This is a genomic window from Acidobacteriota bacterium, from assembly GCA_016715115.1.
In the GTDB taxonomy this organism is placed as follows: Bacteria; Acidobacteriota; Blastocatellia; order Pyrinomonadales; family Pyrinomonadaceae; genus JAFDVJ01.
The window spans coordinates 913,606-933,384 of record JADKBM010000004.1 but is presented as its reverse complement, the minus strand read 5'-3'; the positions used below and the strand labels follow the sequence as shown (position 1 = coordinate 933,384).

20 protein-coding genes are annotated in these 19,779 nt (G+C 54.8%); 4 read left to right on the top strand and 16 right to left on the bottom strand.

Annotated features, from left to right (window positions below; genetic code table 11):
* Nucleotides 1–14: 14 nt before the first annotated feature.
* Nucleotides 15–452 (top strand): hypothetical protein, encoded by a 438-nt coding sequence (locus IPN69_06325; GenBank protein MBK8810337.1) that lies wholly within the window; start codon nt 15–17, stop codon nt 450–452.
* Nucleotides 453–477: 25 nt separating this feature from the next.
* Here IPN69_06325 and IPN69_06320 read toward each other — a convergent pair whose 3' ends face one another.
* The 3 genes from IPN69_06320 to IPN69_06310 form a co-directional block, all read right to left on the bottom strand.
* Nucleotides 478–3,282 carry a serine/threonine protein kinase gene (locus IPN69_06320; GenBank protein MBK8810336.1) on the bottom strand — a complete coding sequence of 935 codons (2,805 nt, stop codon included), beginning with the start codon at nt 3,280–3,282 and terminating at the stop codon, nt 478–480.
* An 88-nt stretch (nt 3,283–3,370) separates the two neighbouring features.
* Nucleotides 3,371–3,850: a nuclear transport factor 2 family protein gene (locus IPN69_06315; GenBank protein ID MBK8810335.1), complete on the bottom strand. Its 480-nt coding sequence runs from the start codon at nt 3,848–3,850 to the stop codon at nt 3,371–3,373.
* 81 nt (nt 3,851–3,931) lie between these two features.
* Nucleotides 3,932–6,337 carry a hypothetical protein gene (locus IPN69_06310; GenBank protein MBK8810334.1) on the bottom strand — a complete coding sequence of 802 codons (2,406 nt, stop codon included), beginning with the start codon at nt 6,335–6,337 and terminating at the stop codon, nt 3,932–3,934.
* A gap of 85 nt (nt 6,338–6,422) precedes the next feature.
* Between IPN69_06310 and IPN69_06305 the strand changes: the two genes are divergently transcribed.
* Together IPN69_06305 and IPN69_06300 are read left to right on the top strand one after the other, a co-directional pair.
* Nucleotides 6,423–6,986 carry a sigma-70 family RNA polymerase sigma factor gene (locus IPN69_06305; protein MBK8810333.1) on the top strand — a complete coding sequence of 188 codons (564 nt, stop codon included), beginning with the start codon at nt 6,423–6,425 and terminating at the stop codon, nt 6,984–6,986.
* Between the two features lie 3 nt (nt 6,987–6,989).
* A complete protein-coding gene (locus IPN69_06300) occupies nt 6,990–7,811 on the top strand; it encodes a GNAT family N-acetyltransferase (protein ID MBK8810332.1) in 822 nt (273 codons plus the stop codon).
* 363 nt (nt 7,812–8,174) lie between these two features.
* On the opposite strand, the gene IPN69_06295 is transcribed toward IPN69_06300, so the two are convergent.
* Nucleotides 8,175–10,196: a cation:proton antiporter gene (locus IPN69_06295; protein MBK8810331.1), complete on the bottom strand. Its 2,022-nt coding sequence runs from the start codon at nt 10,194–10,196 to the stop codon at nt 8,175–8,177.
* A gap of 812 nt (nt 10,197–11,008) precedes the next feature.
* Nucleotides 11,009–11,827, bottom strand: a complete 819-nt coding sequence (locus tag IPN69_06290; GenBank protein MBK8810330.1) for a 2OG-Fe(II) oxygenase — start codon at nt 11,825–11,827, stop codon at nt 11,009–11,011.
* A 140-nt stretch (nt 11,828–11,967) separates the two neighbouring features.
* Between IPN69_06290 and IPN69_06285 the strand changes: the two genes are divergently transcribed.
* Nucleotides 11,968–13,218, top strand: coding sequence for a DUF1501 domain-containing protein (locus IPN69_06285; GenBank protein ID MBK8810329.1), 1,251 nt, complete (start codon nt 11,968–11,970; stop codon nt 13,216–13,218).
* 9 nt (nt 13,219–13,227) lie between these two features.
* Here IPN69_06285 and IPN69_06280 read toward each other — a convergent pair whose 3' ends face one another.
* From IPN69_06280 to ffh, 11 genes are all read right to left on the bottom strand, one after another.
* Nucleotides 13,228–13,788 (bottom strand): HNH endonuclease, encoded by a 561-nt coding sequence (locus tag IPN69_06280; protein MBK8810328.1) that lies wholly within the window; start codon nt 13,786–13,788, stop codon nt 13,228–13,230.
* A gap of 105 nt (nt 13,789–13,893) precedes the next feature.
* On the bottom strand, nt 13,894–14,112 hold the full coding sequence (locus IPN69_06275; protein MBK8810327.1) for a hypothetical protein: 219 nt from the start codon (nt 14,110–14,112) through the stop codon (nt 13,894–13,896).
* A 4-nt stretch (nt 14,113–14,116) separates the two neighbouring features.
* The gene (locus tag IPN69_06270) at nt 14,117–14,410 is read right to left on the bottom strand and encodes a BrnT family toxin (protein ID MBK8810326.1); all 294 of its coding nucleotides are present in this window, start codon (nt 14,408–14,410) and stop codon (nt 14,117–14,119) included.
* 41 nt (nt 14,411–14,451) lie between these two features.
* Complete coding sequence (locus IPN69_06265; GenBank protein MBK8810325.1) at nt 14,452–15,108, bottom strand: ribonuclease HII; 657 nt, start codon at nt 15,106–15,108, stop codon at nt 14,452–14,454.
* Nucleotides 15,109–15,338: 230 nt separating this feature from the next.
* Nucleotides 15,339–15,701 (bottom strand): 50S ribosomal protein L19, encoded by a 363-nt coding sequence (rplS, locus tag IPN69_06260; protein MBK8810324.1) that lies wholly within the window; start codon nt 15,699–15,701, stop codon nt 15,339–15,341.
* A gap of 75 nt (nt 15,702–15,776) precedes the next feature.
* A complete protein-coding gene (trmD, locus tag IPN69_06255) occupies nt 15,777–16,472 on the bottom strand; it encodes a tRNA (guanosine(37)-N1)-methyltransferase TrmD (protein MBK8810323.1) in 696 nt (231 codons plus the stop codon).
* Nucleotides 16,473–16,541: 69 nt separating this feature from the next.
* Nucleotides 16,542–17,057 carry a 16S rRNA processing protein RimM gene (gene rimM / locus IPN69_06250; GenBank protein ID MBK8810322.1) on the bottom strand — a complete coding sequence of 172 codons (516 nt, stop codon included), beginning with the start codon at nt 17,055–17,057 and terminating at the stop codon, nt 16,542–16,544.
* Between the two features lie 38 nt (nt 17,058–17,095).
* Nucleotides 17,096–17,326, bottom strand: a complete 231-nt coding sequence (locus tag IPN69_06245) for a KH domain-containing protein (protein MBK8810321.1) — start codon at nt 17,324–17,326, stop codon at nt 17,096–17,098.
* A gap of 85 nt (nt 17,327–17,411) precedes the next feature.
* Nucleotides 17,412–17,657 carry a 30S ribosomal protein S16 gene (rpsP, locus tag IPN69_06240; protein MBK8810320.1) on the bottom strand — a complete coding sequence of 82 codons (246 nt, stop codon included), beginning with the start codon at nt 17,655–17,657 and terminating at the stop codon, nt 17,412–17,414.
* Nucleotides 17,658–17,694: 37 nt separating this feature from the next.
* Complete coding sequence (locus IPN69_06235; GenBank protein ID MBK8810319.1) at nt 17,695–18,072, bottom strand: four helix bundle protein; 378 nt, start codon at nt 18,070–18,072, stop codon at nt 17,695–17,697.
* Between the two features lie 75 nt (nt 18,073–18,147).
* On the bottom strand, nt 18,148–19,644 hold the full coding sequence (gene ffh, locus IPN69_06230) for a signal recognition particle protein (protein MBK8810318.1): 1,497 nt from the start codon (nt 19,642–19,644) through the stop codon (nt 18,148–18,150).
* Nucleotides 19,645–19,779 lie beyond the last annotated feature (135 nt).

Below are 19,779 nucleotides of genomic sequence, written 5' to 3'. Positions count from 1 at the left end.
CATCAAAAGAAATTGTGTCAAGTATAAGCGGCGGAAATGATGAAACGAATGGATGTTTTTTGACAACGGACGACATCGGGCGCGAATTCTCGTGGTCGGAAATCTCGCGGGTCCACAAATCGCGGAACGGCATATTCCACGTTGGCGGACACCTTGTTTCACTACTGACTGATTTCGGAAAGATCAATCCGCCGTATCAGGACCGTTTTCAAAATGACGGCGCTGTCATTTCCTACACCGGCGCAGGCCGACGCGGCGACCAAAAACCCGATCAATCGAATCAAGCGATGCTCGCGGCGATTGAGTCCGGTCACGCTGTTCCGCTGTTCTGCAAACTTGGCGTCAACAGGTGGGAGTTTCTGGGCTACTGGCGTGTCGCCGACGGCGAGTACGTTTTCGACGAACCGCAACGGCGAATGCTCTGGAAATTTCGGCTTGAAGAATCAACCTGAGTTTCATCTGACGACCACGGGCGGATCAGATCCGGACCGGATCACGTCCGAACAACGCGTTGTTCGCCATCGAGGTCTTGTAGCCATACGCGAGCAAGATCGCAACCAACACCGATTTGGCAACCATATCACCCGCGAACCAGGCGCCGACGTGTACGGTCAGAGGTGAGTTAACCAACCAAAACACTACCACTTGCGAAACGACGGTCGCCAACAGGCCGAATCGGAAATTGACCAGGCATCCTAAAAGACCAATCACAACCAAGAACGGCACCGCCGGCAGCGAACGTCCGTAGACAGCGACATCGACCGACGTGACGATCAGGAAGAAGGCCAGCGCCGCATAATTGAAGCGTCTGAGGATCAAAAATATCAAGACGAAAAAGCAGATAACGAGAAAACCGCCGGCAACCCCCAATCCGATTCCCGAGAAGATCATCGACGAGCTGCTGAGAAGCGATATCAGCGAACTATCATTAATCATCGGTTCGTAATCGCTCCCGCTCGCCGCCGCAGAGAGGTTGGCCGCATGGATCAAGGCAACGTGAACGATCGCCCAGACGGTTCCGATCAGGACGTCGCGGCCGACCAACGGATCGCGCCAATCGCCGGCGAGCAAGCGGTTCCAAGAAATGATCAGCTCAGGCAAGTTTCGACGGACGAACGGTTCGAGCGCGAGATACAGAAGCCACGTTGCGGCCGCCGCGAAGAGTGCGACCCGGATCGAGTGAGCGAACCGCCCCAGCTCCGGCATCAACGCCGGAACGTGGCCCATCGAAAGGAACCAGCCGAGGAAGATCGAGCAGAAGACGACAAAACTCGTCTTGAACGCCCCGCTTCGGTCGCCGCTTCCTGACTTTAGGTTCTTCCGCACCAGAAATGCCGCGGCGGCGACCGTAAGAACGACCAGCACGGCGAACAAAGACATCGCGATCCAAACCCGTGTCGTGTAGGCATCGATCTGGGCGACGCTTGTTTTTGTCCACGGATAAACCAATCGGAAGAAGACGACCTTGCCCTGAAACCCTGCGGCCTCGACCCGAAGCGCGATCTCCGGATGGTCGGGCATCACCCCTTCCCAAGCCTTTCGCGTGTCGTATCCGCTCGGAGGGGTCCACCTCGGCTCGACCTCTTTGAACTTCGAAAAATCGAGCTCGGCGAATCTGAATGCTTCCGAAAAGTCGACTATTGAATCGACCGACTCAGGCGTGAATTTCGGCGGCACGGCGCTGAACGCGATCAGACGCCCACGGGTGTCGAGCGTAACGGATCGCATTCCGGGGGCCGCCAACGGCCCGTTGGTCCACATACCGTTTCCGACCGCATAAACATCAAAATACCGGGGGCTTTGTTCCTCATTGAACACAAACACAAGCGGCTGTCCTGTCGATATCTTTTCCCAGTCTTCCTTTGACGCGTTTTCACGGATGTAATCCGAGTACGAAAAGTCGACCCGGAATCGTGAAAACCGTTCGGCCGGAACGTCCGAAAATCCGAATCGCGTGACGATCTCGTTCACCCTCTCTGACATTACCTCAGGAGGTTTCGAGAACGGGATCAAATTCTGCGCGCTCGTTCGCATCGATGCGATTGCGGCAAAAACGAGCATCAAGATTCCACCGGCGAGAAGAGCCCCGGCGATCAGGGGTGAAACTGCGCCCCTTTTCGGCGATGCGGCTACCATTTCCGGCGACGGGGTTTCTCCTGCATCGAGCGCGATCTGCATCGGGTTTCCGCCGGGAAGCGCCATCGCCACGTGAAGCGCCGTTGCCGGACGATCTTTCGGGTCCTTGGCGATACACTGCGCGATCACGCTCTCGACCAACGGGTCGATTCCCTTCACATATTCCGAAGGATTGGTCGGTGTTTCCGTCTGATGTTTGCGAATCAGTTCGGGAATCGAATCGGCGACAAACGCCTGCTTGCCGGTGAATATCTCATAAAGGACGAGACCGAGCGCGTAGATATCGCTTTTGGCCGAGACGTCTTTGCCCGCGATCTGTTCGGGCGACATATAGGCCGGCGTACCGACCCGCAAACGATCATTCGCGATTTCGGCTTCGATTCCGGCGATTCCGAAATCCGTGATCCGGGCCTTTCCCTTGCCGTCGATGATGACGTTTGCCGGTTTGAAATCGCGATGAAGGATTCCGGCGTTGTGGATCGCGGCGAGGCCGACGCAGAGTTCGCGCGCGATCTCGACCGCGCGTTCGGCCGACAATCGCCCGACTCGCCTCAAAAGCGAAGAAAGATCGTCGCCGTCGATGAACTCCATCGAAAGAAAGTGACGACCGTCGATCTCGCCGATGTCGAAAACGCGGCAGACGTTGGGATGCGATACCTGCCGCGCGGTTCTGACCTCGGCGTGGAATCTCTCAAGCGCCGACGCGTTACGCTCAAGGCGGTCCGGAAGGAACTTCAACGCGACGACCTGTCCGAGCTTGATGTCGTCAGCCTTGTAAACCTCGCCCATTCCGCCTTTTCCGAGAAGTCCGAGAATCCGGTAACGGTTGGCGAGAATCGTTCCGGCGACGAAGCCGTCGCTGTTCGTCACGATCCGGTCGGTGTTGTCATCGATCCGCGTCGCTTTCTCTTCGAAAACGCTCGGCGCATTCGCGATCGCCGGAGTTTCAAGGAAACTGTCGCCTTCGTCCAGCGACTTAAGAAGCCGCTCAACCTCATTCTTAAGGTCATCATCGGCGGCGCAGGCATCGGTTATATACGAACGTCTCTCCTCGAGGCTCAAGGCCGACGCTCCGGTGAGTATCTCCTTGATTCTTCGCCAGCGACCGGTTTCAGATTCTGGATCGATGCGGGTTGGGTCTTCCATTGATTTCAATTGAATAATATGGGAATTCGGTCCGATTGCAAGTGGCTGAGGGCCGCGTTGGTTGCGCGGCCCTTTTGTATCAACGACTCTATTTCATTCGCATCGGCGGTTCGCTGATCATTACCACCTGGAATTGGGCGACCTTCCAATCCTTACCGACTTTCGCAAGCACCGCCGTGAACCGCTCATCCGGATGTTTCTCGGCACTGTCATTCCGGAACTTCAAGCGACACGTAAGGACCGCCGAGTTCGTTCCGGTAAAGTTGAGAGTTTCGTCACTCGTCGTTACCTCGAATTTCTTGCCTTTGTTCGGAACGTCGTGAACCCATTGCATTAACTTCACGACCTCAGTCTTGCCAACCGTCAGGTCACCGAACGGGCTGACGTGGATAACGTCGTCGGTCAACAGATCGCCGAATGCCTTCAGATCGCCACCGGACCAAGTGGCGCCGAACTGATTCATCAGGGCAACGATAGCCTTGCTGTCGTCGCTTTGTGTCGTCTGACCGAAAACCGTGCCGCAGAATGCGAATAATGCGATGATAATTGCCGTAATTGTGTTTTTCATTGATTTTCTCCTTTTCTGTTTTCTTGGAATTACTGCTCCGATAAGTAAGGCGACGTTTCGATTCAAAAACGCTATTTTTTTTCATTGTGTCCATCGACTTGCGATCGGAACATCGCCGTTCAATCCGAAGTTTCGGACCGCCATCGAAGACGACGAACTTTGCCAGACGTACCAAGTGCCGGTCGAAGGCCTGAAAACCGCGGAATCGCACTTTCCGTCTCCGTCGAAGTCGCCGGGCGCGGGAGTATCGTTGCTCAAACCGAACTGGAAAGCGCCGAACGAGTTGTGGTTCAGGCTGCTCTTGAGGTGATACCAAACGCCGGTTGATGGGCGCCAAACCGCCGGATCGTCGATTCCGTCCCCGTCGTAGTCGGCCGGAACCGGTTTGTCCGCGTTCGCGCCGAATTGTGTGATCAGGTATTGCGAATCCCGGCTTTTGCGGACGTACCAAGTGCCGTTCGACGGTCGAAAGACGGCAACATCGGTCCGGCGGTCACCGTCGAAGTCAGCCTTGACGGGAACGTCGCCGTTGATTCCGAACTGCTCGGACCAGACGTACCCCGATCCGCTGAACCGGAAATACCAGTTTCCGCTGGACGGCCTGAAAACGGCAAAGTCCGTCTTGCGGTCACCGTCAAAATCCCCTTGAGTCGGGATATCGGTCGAAATGCCAAACTGAAACGAAGTGAATTGTCCGTCTGACGTTCTGTAGACGTACCATACGCCCGTTGAAGGTCGCCAAACGGCAAAGTCCGAATAGCCATCACCGTCATAGTCGCCGCCGACGGGAATATCGCCTGCTTGGCCAAAATGAACCGTAAAAAACGAGTTTGAATTTCGGCTAGAAAGGCCGTACCAGTTGCCGTCAGACGGCCTGAACTGCCAGAAGTCACTCTTCGCATCCCGATCCGCGTCGGCGATTGCGGCCCGTTCGTTGTCGAAAATGACGCCGCGCGCCTGCGGATCGGCGATCGTGATATGGAATCCGTTCGAGAGATTCAGGAACAGCGTTTCGTTGGTTTCGATCGCCGTGTCGCCGAGAATGTTGATCCTGACGGTGAAACTGTTCTGTCCCTCGGCGAAGATCAACCGGGGACTGTAAGCCGAATAATCCGATCCCGCGATCGCCGTTCCATTCGCCGTTGCGATATCGACAAAGCCCTGATCGATCATCGGCTCCGAAAGCGAGACGACAAAGACCATCTCCTTTTGACCGGAATCACCCTCGATCGTGATCGCATCAGTCACGGTCGCCGTCGGCTTGGCGATCACTTCGACCGCGACGGTCGGCGAGAACGCGCCGAAATGCGCAACGTCTTGCTGCCAGGTCTTCCATTGGAAATTGTAGATCCCCGGCACGGCGGGCGCGGCGACGTTGAAGGTTACAAAGGCGGTCTCTCCGGGCGCAGTAGTTGTCGAAAGAAACGCACGGTTGATTCCCCACGTCATATTGTCGAGAGGATTCTGCGACGACAATCCGTAGGCGCCCGCCGTCCAGGTTGTCGTGCCGATGTTTTTGAAAGCCACCATGACTTCGTATTGCTCGCCGGCGTACATCCTCGCCGGAACGTTCTGCGTCACGAACGCTGAATTGTTGCTCGTCGTGTCGTTGTCGTTGATCGTCAGGACCATCGATTGAAGCGTGCCGACGCCGAAACCACCGGTCGGAGCCGAAAGCGATATGTTCACGGTTTCGTTCGATTCGACCGCGGAATCGTTCGTGATCGGCACAATGAAAGTCCGGCTCGTCTCACCGATCCCGAAGCTTAGCGTCCCGCTCGCGGCGGTGTAATCCTGACCGGCGGTCGCGGTCCCGTTCGAGGTCGCGTAATTGACGTTCATCGCGGTTGCGGCATCGCTTCGACTGACCGTGATCAACGCGTTTCCGGCGTTTTCGTCAAACGCCACCGAGCCCGACGCGAACTCGACGGAACGACGCGCGATCGTCACGCGTGCGCGGAATTGCCCGTCGTTGTTCTGCCAGACGCCGTCGTTGATACCGAGCCGCAGAAACTGAGGTGACGTGCCGGCGAAAGTGAACGTCTTCGAACCGGTCCCGATCGGTTGCGCGGTCGTTCCGGGTTGGGCCGGCAGAAACAGGCCGGCGTGACCGACCGTCCGAATCGGATCGGAGACGCCCTCAACCCACTCGCCCGAATAGATGAGCAAGTAGTTGTAAGGATTCTCCCAGTATTGGCGGCCGAGGCCATCGGGCGTAAGCGCCATATACCACCAATCGCCGACCCCGTTGGCCTCGGCCGCATAGTGATTTCCGGCGGCGAAATCGACGGCACCGCTTAGTCCCTCGACCGTGACGATGTCGCCCGGCTGCAGTACGATCCTCGGAATCGTGTAGTATCCGTTCGGTCCACCGTTCGTTCCGGGCACAAAAACTTCAGTGACGGAAGCCGCATTGACGCGGGCCGCCGAAAACACGGCGCATCCGAAAGCAATTATCGATATAATGAATCTGAATGATGTTTGCATCTCTACCTCCAAAATCTGATCTTCACTTCTCAAGGCGACGAAACGAGTTGAAAACGCTAATCGACGCTGTGCTATCATTTCGGACGTGGACAGAGCCGAACAGATAACTCAGCTGCTGAAAGATTGGGGCGACGGGCGCGGCGAAGCGCTCGATGAATTGATGCCGCTTGTTTACGCCGAGCTTCATCGCAAGGCTTCAAAGTATCTTCGCAACGAGCGTCAGGGGCATACTCTGCAGACGACCGATCTGATAAATGAGGCCTATCTCAAGCTCGTCGGACTTAACGAGATCGAGTGGCAGAGCCGCAACCACTTTTACGCGATCGCTTCGACGGCGATGCGGCGCATACTCGTCGATCACGCTCGTGAACGCAAGCGCGACAAACGCGGCGGCGTGGCCGAGGATCTTCCGATCGACGATGCGCTTCAGATCGCTTCGCCTCAGAGACCGGTGGACATCGTCGCGCTCGATGAGGCCCTGGATCGTCTCGCACGACTCGATAAGCGACAGGCCCGAATTGTCGAACTTCGTTATTTCGCGGGACTTTCGAACGATGAAACGGCGGCCGTTCTCGGGGTTTCGAACGCGACGGTCCGGCTTGACTGGACGATGGCCAAGAACTGGCTGCGGAAGGAATTGGATAAGTAACTTATGGTCTTCTCGGACATTGAACTCTCAAAACGACTGGAACGGACAGAAGCGCGCGCGAACGCGGCGTTTGTCGAGGCGCGTGCGTCGCTGGAGCCCGAAAGCGGGGCGGCTTGGATCGACATTGGCGGAACCTACGCGATGTTCGATGCAATCGAATCACCGATCACGCAAACGTTCGGACTTGGAATGTTCGGTGAGGTCACATCCGCCGTACTCGGAGAGCTGGAAACGTTCTTCACCGACCGCGGCGCGCCGGTCCACCACGAAGTTTCGCCGCTGGCCGGCGCCGAATTAATGGCAACGCTCTACGAACGCGGCTACCGGCCGATCGAGCTGACAAGCGTAATGTATCAGGAATTGAATGGTGAAAACCTCTGGGACCCGATCACTAGCCCGAAAGTCACGACGCGGATCACCCGGGCGGGCGAAGAAGAACTTTGGGCGCGAACGTCGGCGCGCGGCTGGTCGACCGAGGCCGAGGGGCTTGAAGAGTTTATGTTCGGATTCGGCACGATCAGCGCAAACTGCAAGGGCGGCTTCCCGTTTCTTGCGGAACTCGACGGAGTTCCGATCTCAACCGGGATGTTGTTCATTTACGACGGCGTCGCGATCCTCGCCGGCGCCAGCACCGTTCCCGAAGGACGGCGCAAAGGGGCGCAGTCCGCACTTCTTGAAGCGCGCCTCAGGTTCGCCGTCGAAAACGGCTGCACGATCGCCACGATGGGCGCGCTTCCCGGAAGCCAATCGCAGCGAAACGCCGAAAAGAACGGGTTTCGCGTCGCCTACACGCGAACCAAATGGAGCGGAGACTTTCGATTTTAGATTTGCGATTTGCGATTTGGGAGCTTTGAAAAACCAATTCAGCGGCGATCCGGGCGCCGTTTCTGCCAGAACACAGATAGATCGGATGGAAGAGGATACTTCGAACCGAGCGTTGCTTGAAATCCTCTTCGATCTCGATTGAATCAAACAAATTCGCCCCATCCCGCCTGTTCATCCGTGGAGGAAAAGCGATCTGTTTCCTTAATGTCGGTTTTTCAAAGCTCCTGATTTGCGATTTGACACGTTTCGCGGGCGCAAAACACTCCTATCGCGCAATCGGGTTCAAATCGATTGGTTGGCCACGACAGCGTAGTTCCGGGATTTCTGACATGACGTTGCCACGCGCCCGGCTAACGGAAGATATCACGGGTTGAAACCGTTCTCGTTCTCCTCACCCTGCAGCAGCGTGACGGCGGCTTCGATCTTCTCGTTTTTGCCGAACAAAACCAGAATATCGCCGGCGGCAAAGGCGAAATCACGGCCCGGACCGATCATCGTTTCGCCGTCGCGAATCGCGGCCATCAGCGTGACGTCGGTCTTTTCGCGAAGTTTCACCACGCTCAAACGCTTTCCGATGACAGGTGAACCCGGCCGAAGCTTGATTGACTCGGTCGTCGCCGACTCAAGCACGGAATCGAGGTCGGCCACGGCGATCTGCGGCAATGACGGCGAACGCAGCATTTCATAACCCTGCCTGCGAATCCTTCCGATCTGACTCTCGATCGTTAAACGGTCGATGCGGTAGCACTGAAGAACCCTCGAAAAGATCTCGATGCTGGTTTCGAATTCCTCCGGAATCACCTCGTTCGCGCCGAGTTTCATCAATTCACCGATCTCGGATGTGTAGCGCGTCCGAACCAGAATGTAAATCCCTTGATTCATCTCCCTCGCCTGCTTCACGGTTCGGCGGGCGGCGTCAGGATCCGAGATCGCGATTACCAGCGCGTGCGCTTCGTCGATGTGGGCGTGATGCAAAACTTCGCGTCGCGTCGCGTCGCCAAAATTGATCTTTTCGCCTTTTGCCTTGGCCCGGCTGACCGTTTCCGCGTTGAGGTCAAGCACCGCATACGAAATACCGACCGAACGCAGCACGCGCGCGAGGTTGCGCCCGTTCAAACCGTAACCGACGATTACTACGTGATTCTTCAATCCGCCGCTCGACGTCAGGTGAATCTCTTCATCGTCGTGCCCGATAAGGTCTTTGTCAGGCTTGTCGGCGATAAACGATTGAACGAAGTAGCCAAGGCGCGGTGCAACGGCGATCAAAAAGGGAGTCGCAAGCATCGAGATGATCGACGCCGCGAGGAAGCTTTGATAATCGGATTCCGACAGCAAGCTGAACGGTTTGCCGGCCTTTGCGAGAATAAAGGAAAACTCGCCGATCTGGGCCAGTCCGAGTGCAGTCATTACCGCCACACGCTGCGGTAACCTCATAAACCAGACCACTGCCCAGATGATCAAGAACTTGAGCGCAAACAGGAAAACGACCAATCCGAGTACGTTCCAGAGGTTTGCCCAAAGCGCGCCGACCGAAAGCAACAGTCCGATCGAAACGAAAAAAATGCTGTTGAAAACGTCGCGAAACGGGAGAATGTCGGCCGTTACCTGATGGCTGTAGTCCGATTCAGAGAGGACCATTCCCGCGATGAACGCTCCGAGCGCGAGCGAAAGCCCGAATTGCGACGTCGCGAACGAGATCGCGAGGAAAAGCAGAACGACGGTCAGCAGGAAGACTTCCGGGCTGCGCAGCTTTCCGACCTGCCGGAGAATCTTTGGAATCAACAAGGCCGAAAGCCCGACGATCACGACCAACGCGAGCAACGATCCGCCGAGCGATCTCGCGAGCGCGCCGACGGTCAGTGCTTCTTTGCCGCCGAGGATCGGAAGAAAGAGCATCATCAGTACGACGCTGATGTCTTGAAAGAGCAAGATTCCGACGCCGGCACGACCGTGCGGTGAATCGACTTCGCGTCGTTCAATATAGCTTTTGAGAACGATCGCCGTGCTTGAAAGCGCGACGAGAAAACCGAAAAAAACCGATTGGCCCAATTCTCGGCCCAGCCCGAACGCGATCCCGGTCGTGATCGCAACTGTCAGCAACACTTGCATACCGCCGCCGACGAGCACGAGTCTTCTCATTTCGCGCAGCCGCGTCAACGAGAACTCGAGCCCGATCGTGAACAGTAGCAGCATCACGCCGATTTCGGCGAGAACCTCGATCGCTTCGAGTTCCTTGATGAGGCCGAGGCCGTATGGACCGATAACGATTCCGGTCAGCATCAGGCCGACTAGAAGCGGAAGTTTCAGCCGCAGACAAGCAAAAGCGACCGGTACTGAAACCAGTAGAATGATCAGCAAATCCTCAAAGAGTATTGGTGTGTGCATTTTCCCTCCGAATGACTAAGACAAGAAAGATTTGGTTAATCTGTCGTAAGTCAAACGGAAGGCGGCGCGCGCGTGATGCCGATTTGAAACCTGGGATGAAGGCGAACCCGCGATTGCAGGACAGTATTTCGACTTTGAGATTTTGCGTCCGTTGACAGATGCGGCGTTTCCAATGAAACTTCGGCCACCGCCAACGAATTTGCCGGTCGTTGATTCTTCGATTTGCCTTGTGATTCAGCGTATGAACCGCCGAACCGGAGAACGGTTTCAGAATACTCAAAACCGCCGTTTTCGGTTACGGTTGTTTGGGTTCCACGGTCGGGGCCAATTGAAAACGGCAAGAGCCTGATTCCTTCGCTGCACGAAAACAGAAGGCCGATCAGTAGAATACCGGCAAGAACCGCTCGCGTTTCAGCAACTGTGGTTCCTCTCGTGCTCATAGTCCAATGATAACAGAGGTATCGAGAACGAAAAATCGAATTTGGAAGCTAATGGTCTCCGTCACTCTAATCAACCCGGATCAATCAATAGAAAGTTTGCCCGCGAATCGGCGAGACTCTGTCCGAACCCGCACGAACAAACCGTTCTTAAAATCTTGGCCCGCCTAATTGACCAATTTCAAGAAACCGGCCTCTTTTCGCCGCGCTTTTGGTCCAGATTTCTATTCGTACTGGCGAAGATTCGCGGGCAAAAATCGCTGCTGAGTAATCTGGGGGCCACCGGTTTTTTCGCTTCCCCAATGGTCTTGCTCGCGTAAGGGACGAATCCGATCTTGTAACCGACCGTGCGCCGGCGCTTTGGGCTCATCTACTTCACTTTGCGTCTTCACCTTCGTAGATGTCTTTCTTGCTCAAACCCTTTGGAATGATCTTGCGGAGCGCCGTGCGGATATCGCTGTCGACCTTTGTCACCAGCCGGCGGACGGTTTGTTCGGGGCGCGCCTGGAAATAGGTGACGTGCGATGTCTCGTAACCGTTCGGCGAATGGGGCGAGAAGTAGTAGTTCGAAACGCAGCAACGGGCGCCGTCGGCCTTCACTTCGTTGACCGAGTGATACGATTTGTCGTTCGTTCCCATCAGAACGAGTCGGTTGAACAGGCTTGGAATCTCGATCGACTTGGTAACTTCTTCATCCCAAAGTTCAAGGTTTCCGCCGTTCTCCGATTTCCAATCGGGCGTGACGTAATAAAGCAAGTTCAAAACGCGATAGTATTTCTGCTCGTAATCGTGAGAGTTGTCGAGGTGCGGATTCAGAAAATGCCCGGTCGCCATCGCGCTGAGGCCGCCGGCGTAAAGATGCGGGTCGCCTTTCGGATCAACGATCCCGGTCAGCTCGGCAACGCGTTTGACGACGCGTTCGTCCTGATACGCGAACGTCGCGTCCTTCATCAGCGGATTGAAACTGTCAAAGTCCTTCGACGTGTATTTCTTTTCTCGAAAACTGTCGAGCAGACGCATTTTTTCGAATGGCGGAAACGCCTCGAAGATCTCGCGCGCGACGTCCTCCGGAAAGAAATCGTCGATTGCCGTGAAATGCGTCTTGATGCCCTTTTCGGCGTGAAAGTCCGCCTTGATGGCGTCCGCATCGCGGTCGAGCCGCTCAAGGATTAATTGAATGAGTTTTTCGCGCATATTTCGATTCTAACTTATAGCCGAGAAAAGAGTCTCGGACAAACCACCAAAAATAAAAACGACTAATCCAAAATTCGGCGCGTCTTATTCATTGCTGACGCAGTTTCAGCCCGATTCACATATACTTCGAGGTTGGCATTATGGAAAGACGTTATTTTCTGAAATCGAGCGGCATCGCTCTGGCGAGTTTTGGGCTTATGGCGGCGGCGCCGGAGTTTTTGCAGCAGTTCGCGAACGCGCAAACGCTGCGCGACCCGCGCGGGAAACGAAAGATCCTGATCACTATCTTTCAGCGCGGCGCGGTCGACGGATTGAATATGGTCGTCCCGTTCGGTGATCCGGCGTACTACGATGCGCGGCGGACGATCGCGATCCCAAAGCCGGGAAAGACAGACGGCGCGGTCGATCTCGACGGCTTTTTCGGACTCCATCCGTCGCTCAAACCTTTTGAATCATTGTGGAAATCGAAGCAACTTGCCGTGATCCATTCGGCCGGTTCGCCGAACAACACGCGTTCGCATTTCGATGCGCAGGACTATATGGAATCGGGCACGCCCGGCAACAAGGGAACGCGCGACGGTTGGATGAACCGCTTGCTGCAAACTTCGCAGGGCAAGGCCGACAGCGCGTTTCGGGGCGTCGCTCTGGCGCAGCAGACGCCGCGGACGCTGATGGGGCGATATCCGACGATCTCGATGACGAATCTCGCCGATTTTTCGATCAAGGCCGGCGCATACACGCGTTCGGTACAGGGCGGATTCGAAGACATTTATCAGGAGAACTCGAAGGACAGTCTCGGCGAGACCGGGAAAGAGACTTTCGAAGCGGTGAATTATCTCAAAAAGGCGAATCCTTCCCAGTTCAAGCCGGAAAACGGAGCCGAATATCCGAACTCGCAGCTTGGCCGGTCATTGATGCAGATCGCGCAAATGGTCAAGGCTGAAATCGGACTCGAAACGGCGTTTGCCGAAGTTGGCGGATGGGATACACACACCGGCGAAGCTGCGACTTTGAGAAATCTCCTGCGTGACTTCGGCGCGTCGATCGCGGCGCTGACGGTCGATCTCGGCAAGCGTATGGACGATGTCCTGATCCTGACAATGTCGGAATTCGGTCGCACGGTCCGCGAAAACGGCGGCCGCGGAACGGATCACGGGCACGGCAACGCGATGTTCGCGATCGGCGGCGGCGTCAGGGGCGGCAAGGTTTACGGCGATTGGAAAGGATTGAAGACCGAGAATCTCTATGAGGGCCGCGATTTGGCGGTAACCACCGATTTCCGTGACGTTCTCGGTGAAGTTGCGCAGAATCACCTTGCCAATAAAAAGCCAGATCAAGTTTTTCCGGAGTACAAGATCGATCCGGCTAAGTTCAGGGGCTTTATCTCATAAGTTGGTGGGCTAGTCTTCCGTTTGAAGAAACGAAACAAGGCTCATTTTGGCGTCCGAAATCGGCATTTCCGCTTTCGAAATCAGGTCTCTGGCTGCATCTGGAAGCGTCCCGGCTTCGTTTGGATTGAGAGTTGTTACGCGGTTAATGGCTTGATTTACTCGTCCCATCAGAATGTACGCTTTGTAAATCTTCTTCCTGACGCTATCGTCCAAAATGGAGATCGAACCCGACCTAACGGCTACACGAAATTGCTCATCTCTGTACAAACAGAAGAAATCGCCAAATTGTTCAGTTGCTAGTCGGTCGTTGAAATCAAGTTCGTCAACGAGCGCGTTAATCGGTCCGACCTGATAATCGATCGGTGACATAAGAATCTCAGGTTTGGTTTTGCAAATCTCAAGCCATTGAGTCTTGTGTTGCCTAATCTCCTCGGAGGTGAATTTTCTTCCTTTCGGATGTTTGGGATTGTAGGCGCGGATTTCGGCGTGGCATTCGAAGCAGACGGGAATCGCATTCTCAATCTCGTCTTTGCCACCATCAGCCTTTTGGATAATGTGGTCGGTTTCCATCTTAACTCCGCAAAACTTATGGCAGATGCAGCAACGTCGGTGGCATTTGGCGAGGAGTTCCGCAACTTCGTTTCAATCAAAACCGTTCATGCCTGTCCTCGCGTCCTATCTTCGAATTTCTTTATGCGCTTCAGCGTAAATGCGGATTGCGACGGACATCAACTCCCGTGAGTCAGTACCTTGCGATTGATACCAATCATTGGTTTCCTCATCGAGACTCAAGACAACGCTTACTTTGCCGTGTGGCAAGCGCACTTTGGCTTCAGCAAAATATGACTCTTCAAGCGGTTGAATGTCAGAAGTGGATATTTCACCGTCCGACATAGTATCAAGTTTCGTCCAGTCGGTTTGTGATTGCCTTTTCAAATCTTTCACGTTCATATCTTATCGCCTTTCGTATCGAAATAACACGGATCTTTTCCGGAGAAGGTTCAGTGAAAACAATGACCACCGCGATGGCATTCAAATAACCAATTCCAATAAGCCGTATTTCCCCATAATCTTCACGATCGTCGATTCCGACCAACATCGGACCTTCAAAAATCAACCAAGCGTCAGTAAAGTCGATTCCGTGGTTTTCAATGTTTAATCGGTTTTTGCGCTCATCCCACTCAAAGCCCACAAATACATTTTAACGAGATTATCGCGTTGATGACAACGTTTTTAGACAACTCCCTTAAAACTTCGGCGGTGAAGATCGCATGCGCCGTGCGCGCGGATCGCGTCGAAGTGTGCTTTCGTTCCGTAGCCGACGTGTTTATCGAATCCGTATTCGGGATGAACCGAAGCGAGTTCGCGCATCAGATTGTCGCGATAGGTTTTGGCGATGATCGACGCGGCGGCGATCGAGACCGATGTCGCGTCGCCCTTGATGATCGCCTTTTGCGGGAGAAGGATCTCTTTGAGCCGCAATGCGTCGATCAGCAGATAATCGGCGGCGGGCGAGAGCTTTTCGATCGCGATCCGCATCGCTTTCATTGTTGCGATAAGAATGTTCGTCTGATCGATCTCGCTTGCCGGAACCTCGCCGATCGCGAACGCGATGGCGCTCGCGCGGAGTTCCCCGTCGATTTTCAAACGCCGCGTTTCCGAAAGCTGTTTCGAGTCGTTTAGAAATTCGGGAATCGGTTTTGAAAGATCCAGAATGCACGCCGCCGCGACGACCGGCCCGGCCAGACAGCCGCGACCGACCTCGTCAACGCCGGCAATGAACCGATAACCCTCACTTATAGCTTGGTCCTCGAAGACGCGGCCAATTTTCGATTTTCGATTTTCGATTTTCGATTGCGGATTTTGCTCCGGAAACAGTTCGAGGTTCATCGTTCTAATAAGATAAAATCACTAATCGCGCGGCGCAATGCAAAAAGACATTTTCGTGAATCCGCGTTGAATTCGCGAAGCTGTCGATCGAAGGACCGCAGAGCTCAATCAAGAAAGAGCAGTCCCCGGTCCGAGGTCATCATTGCCAAATGCAAAGGCCACGAACCGCGCGAAAATCACTTTCGTGTAATTCGCGCGGTTCGTGGCGACCAAACTTCCCCAAAACCGGACTATTTGTTCTTTTTGTTGCGGAAATCGCGTTCCTTGATGCGGGCCGCCTTGCCGCGAAGATCACGGAGGTAATAAAGCTTTGCACGACGGACCTTGCCCCGGCGAATGACGTCGATGTGATCGACGATCGTCGCGTGGAGCGGGAAGATGCGCTCGACGCCGATCCCGAAGCTTACTTTGCGGACGGTGATCGTCTCGCGCGCGCCGCCGTGTTTGCGGGCGATGCATACGCCTTCAAAAACCTGGAGACGCTCTTTGTTGCCTTCCTTGATGCGGACGTGAACTTTAAGGGTATCACCCGGCTGAAATGAAGGAATGTTTTCCTTCAACTGTGTCTGTTCGACGCTGTCTAAACGGTTCATTTTGTTTGTCGGCGAGAGGTGAAACGTCCCAGGTTACACGAAAAACCTTTGACTACTCACTTTCAGCCATTCTCCTTAATTTAATAGATCTGGTCTGACCTTTCTTGTTTTTTCAAGCGCCATCGCGTGGCGCCATTTTTCAATCTCGGCGTGATTTCCGCCGAGCAAAACTTCCGGAACTTCCTTCCCGCGAAACACTCGCGGCTGCGTGTAATGCGGGCAATCGAGCAAACCGTTCGCGAACGAATCGTTCCCGGCCGAAGTCTCGCTGCCGAGCGCGTTCGGCAAAAGCCTGACGATCGAATCGACGACGACGATCGCCGCCGGTTCACCGCCCGATAGCACGTAATCGCCGATCGAGATCTCGTCCGTGACGAGCGTCTCGTTGACGCGTTCGTCGACGCCTTCGTAACGTCCGCAGATAAGAACGATATGTTCCGCTTCCGCCGCCAATTCGCCTGCAAACGATTGACTCAAGGTCCGGCCCTGAGGCGAAAGCAAAACCACTCGCGTCCCCGGCGGGTACCTCGCGCGGTCCGCGGTTCCGACTAAATTTTCAATAGCGCGGAAGATCGGTTCCGCCATCAAAACCATTCCATCGCCGCCGCCGAACGGCCGATCATCGACCTTGCGATGCTTGTCGAGCGTGAACTCGCGTATATCGTGAATGCCGATCTCAACAATCTCCGCGGCCCGCGCGCGGCGTATGATTCCAAAATCGAAGATCTCGGAAAAGAACTCGGGGAAGATTGTTAAAACATCGATCTTCATTTCGACAGACCCGAAGACAGCGGCTGTTCGCGCTAGGCGCTCAAGGCAAGCGGGACGCTTGCGCTCCAGTCAAAATTCGAGGAGTCCTTCCGGCGCGTCGACCCGGATCAACTTGTTTTCAACGTCAACTTCCGTACAAATCGTTTCGGCGAACGGGATCAAATACTCTTTCGATTCGCCGGCAACGACGAGAATCTCCGTGCCGCCGGTGCGCATTATCTCGCGTACCGTTCCGATGGGTGCGCCGTCGATCGATTCAACCCGGCAACCCGCAAGTTCCCAGTCAAAGAACTCACCTTCTTCCAGTTCGAACGTCTCGCTTTCGGGAACGCAGATCGTTGCTCCGCGAAGTTCTTCGGCAGCGTCAGTGTCGTTCACGCCAACAAACTTTAGATTCACGCGGCCTTTTTGAAAGCGCGCATCTTCAATTTTCAAATCGCGCCGGGCACCGTTCGGAAGCGCCGCGATGACCTCGATCGTTTCCGCGAATCGTTCCGGGAAATCAGTCAGTATGTCCGCGACGCACTCACCGCGCAGTCCACGCGGTTTGGCGATCCGGGCGATCGCAACAAGGTCTTCATTCATCGGTTTGGAGTTCAAACTTCAGTTTGCGTTTCCAAACACTAGTCGACAAGATCGAGCTGAAAACGCTTGCCGTGTTTCTGTCCGGCAAAGAACAGCAAACTGCGGATCGCCTTGACCGTACGGCCTTCACGACCAATGATCCGGCCCATATCGCCCTCGCCGACTCGCACCTCGATGTGAACGTTTCTCCCGTCGGAGTTTTCCGTCACCTCGACCGCGTCCGCGTTGGCGACGAGCGCCTTCACAATTTTTTCAACGGCTTCTTTCATTTTGATTCAATTTCAAATGTCAAGAATTCCAATCGAGACTCCACGCGGTCACGCCGAGCCCGTAGCTGGATTCCGGACCTTGAAACTACTCTTCCGTCTTCGGATTGTGCTTGATCAGGCTCGCAACCGTCTCGGTCGGCTGCGCGCCGACGCCGATCCAATACTCAATGCGGTCGTGCTTCAGCAGAACTTCCGCCGGATTGGTCATCGGGTTGTACGTTCCGACGTTCTCAAGATACTTTCCGTCGCGCTTTGAGCGCTTTTCCTTGACCACAACGCGATAAAACGGACGTTTCGTCGCTCCCATTCTCATTAAACTGATTGCTAGCATATTTTTCTTGAATTCGATAATTGTTGATCGAAAATTGTTAATTGTTGTCCTTCGCCGCCTTGTCGATTGCGCGTTTATGCGCATTCAGCTTCGGCAAGAGTTCGTCCAAAATCGGTTTCAGCCGATCAACGTCGGCTTCGGTCAGGAGTCTTCGCCGATAGGCTCGCCGAAGCCAACTCTTTGTTTCATAAAGCGAACCCCTTGAGATCTTTATGAAACGACCATTATCCTTATAGTTGAAACGTCCGCAGCCTTCGGCGATGTTCGCGCTAATGCTGTCGCACGATTCGACCAATTGTTTACCAACCGTGCCTTTCGAAAAGTGGTCCCAATTCGAAACGATTTCCCAAATCAAATCGGCCAGTTTTTCAGACAGCTGATAGACCTCCAAGTCCTCAAAGGTCGTCTTCCCCATTTTGTGAGCAATCTATCGATGATTCCGACGCCAATCGAATAACAATTAACAATCAACAATCAGCGATTAACCAATCTAACGCCTCTTCTTATGACGCTTCTTCTTCTTCAGCTTTTTCGCCAACGTTTCACGCGTTTCTTCGTAATCGTTGTCAAAATCGTTTGACGGCGCGCCGCCGAACATTCCGTTTCCGCCGCCGCCGAGCAGCCCGCTCAGCCCGCTTCCGAGTCCGCCCATCGCCTTGCCGGCGAGCTTTCCGAGCAGTCCGCCGCGATTCATCTGCTGCATCATCTTGCGCATCTGCTCGTACTGGCGCAGCAACTGGTTCACTTCCGAGATCGTCGATCCCGATCCGTTGGCGATGCGTGTCTTGCGGCTCGCGTCGATGACGCGGTGATTAACGCGTTCCTGGCGCGTCATCGAGTCGATGATCGCCTCCGTGCGCTTCATCTGCGCTTCAACCTCAACCGATTGCTCGTCGGACATCGACATCCCGCCGAGCATCTGCTCGGGAAGCATCTTCATTAACTTCGACATCGAACCGAGCTTTTTGAACTGACCGAGCTGAGCGCGAAAATCTTCGAGCGTAAACTGATTGCTCGTCATTTTCTGAAGCTGCTTCTGCGCTTCTTCTTCGTCGATCTTGCCCTGAACTTCTTCGATCAGCGTCAGAACGTCGCCCATTCCGAGGATTCGCTGCGCTATCCGATCAGGATAAAACGGCTCGATCGCGTCGTATTTCTCGCCGACGCCGACGAATTTCACCGGTTGACCGATGACCTGTTTGATCGACAACGCCGCGCCGCCGCGCGCGTCGCCGTCCATTTTCGTCAGCACGACGCCGGTGATGCCGACGCGGCGATGAAATTCTTCGGCCGAGCGAACGGCGTCCTGGCCGGTCATCGCATCGGCGACAAAGAGAACTTCGATCGGTTTCGTTTCGGACTTGATCCGCTCAAGCTCGACCATCAGCTCGTCGTCGATATGAAGACGGCCGGCGGTATCGATCATCAACGTGTCGTAACCGACTTCCTGAGCGTGCTTCATCGCCCCGCGCACGAGCGTCATCGGATCGTTCGTCGACTTGTCTTCAAAGATCGCGGAGCCAACTGCGTTGGCGACGACTTTCAGCTGTTCGCGCGCCGCGGGACGGTAAACGTCGACGGAAACAAGCAGCGGCTTGCGCTCCTGGTTATCCGCGAGCCAACGAGAGATCTTTCCGGTCGAGGTCGTTTTGCCCGAACCCTGCAGTCCGACGATCATCACGACGTTCGGGATCTGCTTCGTGAAAACGAGCCGCGACGACGTTCCGCCGAACAATTCTACGAGCTCATCATAGACGATCTTAACGACCTGTTCGTGCGGTTTCAGGTCTTGCCAAACTTCTTGTCCTTCGGCCTTGATGCGAACCGCTTCGACAAAATCCTTAGCGACTTTGTAGTTCACGTCCGCCTCAAGCAACGCCATCCGAATCTCTCGAAGCGCGACATCGACGTGCTCAGGGGTCAGCTTGCCCTGCCCACGCAGATTCTTCAGCGTCTTCTTCAGCTTGTCGGACAGCGATTCGAACATATAGAGACACTTCGGCCTTTAGAGCCGAAACTCTAAATAGTAGTCGCTGAGCGCAATTGTGTCAAGAACCAGTCAACCGGCGAGCATCGTATTTCCGGAGATTGGTGTCACCGTTTGGGAACGTTATCAGGATGG

Excerpts from the sequence above, each read along its gene's own strand:
- IPN69_06320 (MBK8810336.1), bottom strand. The coding sequence starts at position 3,282 with ATGGAAGACCCAACCCGCATCGATCCAGAATCTGAAACCGGTCGCTGG.
- IPN69_06315 (MBK8810335.1), bottom strand. The coding sequence starts at position 3,850 with ATGAAAAACACAATTACGGCAATTATCATCGCATTATTCGCATTCTGC.
- IPN69_06310 (MBK8810334.1), bottom strand. The coding sequence starts at position 6,337 with ATGCAAACATCATTCAGATTCATTATATCGATAATTGCTTTCGGATGC.
- IPN69_06300 (MBK8810332.1), top strand. The coding sequence starts at position 6,990 with ATGGTCTTCTCGGACATTGAACTCTCAAAACGACTGGAACGGACAGAA.
- IPN69_06295 (MBK8810331.1), bottom strand. The coding sequence starts at position 10,196 with ATGCACACACCAATACTCTTTGAGGATTTGCTGATCATTCTACTGGTT.
- IPN69_06290 (MBK8810330.1), bottom strand. The coding sequence starts at position 11,827 with ATGCGCGAAAAACTCATTCAATTAATCCTTGAGCGGCTCGACCGCGAT.
- IPN69_06285 (MBK8810329.1), top strand. The coding sequence starts at position 11,968 with ATGGAAAGACGTTATTTTCTGAAATCGAGCGGCATCGCTCTGGCGAGT.
- IPN69_06280 (MBK8810328.1), bottom strand. The coding sequence starts at position 13,788 with ATGGAAACCGACCACATTATCCAAAAGGCTGATGGTGGCAAAGACGAG.
- IPN69_06275 (MBK8810327.1), bottom strand. The coding sequence starts at position 14,112 with ATGTCGGACGGTGAAATATCCACTTCTGACATTCAACCGCTTGAAGAG.
- IPN69_06265 (MBK8810325.1), bottom strand. The coding sequence starts at position 15,108 with ATGAACCTCGAACTGTTTCCGGAGCAAAATCCGCAATCGAAAATCGAA.
- rplS (MBK8810324.1), bottom strand. The coding sequence starts at position 15,701 with ATGAACCGTTTAGACAGCGTCGAACAGACACAGTTGAAGGAAAACATT.
- trmD (MBK8810323.1), bottom strand. The coding sequence starts at position 16,472 with ATGAAGATCGATGTTTTAACAATCTTCCCCGAGTTCTTTTCCGAGATC.
- rimM (MBK8810322.1), bottom strand. The coding sequence starts at position 17,057 with ATGAATGAAGACCTTGTTGCGATCGCCCGGATCGCCAAACCGCGTGGA.
- IPN69_06245 (MBK8810321.1), bottom strand. The coding sequence starts at position 17,326 with ATGAAAGAAGCCGTTGAAAAAATTGTGAAGGCGCTCGTCGCCAACGCG.
- rpsP (MBK8810320.1), bottom strand. The coding sequence starts at position 17,657 with ATGCTAGCAATCAGTTTAATGAGAATGGGAGCGACGAAACGTCCGTTT.
- IPN69_06235 (MBK8810319.1), bottom strand. The coding sequence starts at position 18,072 with ATGGGGAAGACGACCTTTGAGGACTTGGAGGTCTATCAGCTGTCTGAA.
- ffh (MBK8810318.1), bottom strand. The coding sequence starts at position 19,644 with ATGTTCGAATCGCTGTCCGACAAGCTGAAGAAGACGCTGAAGAATCTG.